The organism is Chromobacterium fluminis, assembly GCF_011602385.1.
Lineage (GTDB): Bacteria > Pseudomonadota > Gammaproteobacteria > Burkholderiales > Chromobacteriaceae > Chromobacterium > Chromobacterium fluminis.
The window spans coordinates 1-678 of record NZ_JAAOMA010000121.1 but is presented as its reverse complement, the minus strand read 5'-3'; the positions used below and the strand labels follow the sequence as shown (position 1 = coordinate 678).

Below are 678 nucleotides of genomic sequence, written 5' to 3'. Positions count from 1 at the left end.
AGCTGAACAAGCCATCGTGCTCACCGATGCGCAGATCGCGGCACTGGAGCGCAAACAAGAAGATGATGTCGCGCATGGCGAGATTGAAACAGCGCATCCGGGCTATCTGGGCTCGCAGGACACCTTCTATGTGGGCACGATCAAAGGTGTCGGGCGGATTTACCAGCAAACCTTTGTCGATACCTACAGCAAGGTGGCGTTTGCCAAGCTCTACACCACCAAAACGCCGATCACTGCGGCGGATCTGCTCAATGATAGGGTGTTGCCGTTCTTTGCCGAGCATGGAATGGGGGTATTGCGTATGCTGACAGATCGCGGAACCGAGTATTGCGGCAAGCCGGAAACCCATGATTACCAGCTGTATTTGGCGGTGAATGATATCGAGCACACCAAGACCCGTGCGCGGCATCCGCAGACAAACGGGATCTGCGAGCGCTTCCACAAAACGATCTTGCAGGAGTTTTACCAGGTGGCATTCCGCAAGAAGCTCTATCTGGAACTTGACGAGCTACAGGCCGATCTGGATGCTTGGTTGGTCTACTACAATCAGGAACGCACCCACCAAGGCAAGATGTGCTGCGGCCGCACGCCCGTACAAACCTTTATTGATGGCAAACGGGAATGGAGGGAGAAGGTAGACAACTTGAATTGATCTGACAGTCGGGTGCCGTCAAAACG

General features: G+C 54.3%; 1 protein-coding gene. It reads left to right on the top strand.

Annotation, left to right across the window (positions count from 1 at the left end):
- A partial coding sequence (locus tag HA052_RS27140; RefSeq protein WP_166454444.1) for an integrase core domain-containing protein occupies nt 1–652 on the top strand: 652 nt, incomplete at its 5' end.
- Between the last annotated feature and the right edge of the window lie 26 nt (nt 653–678).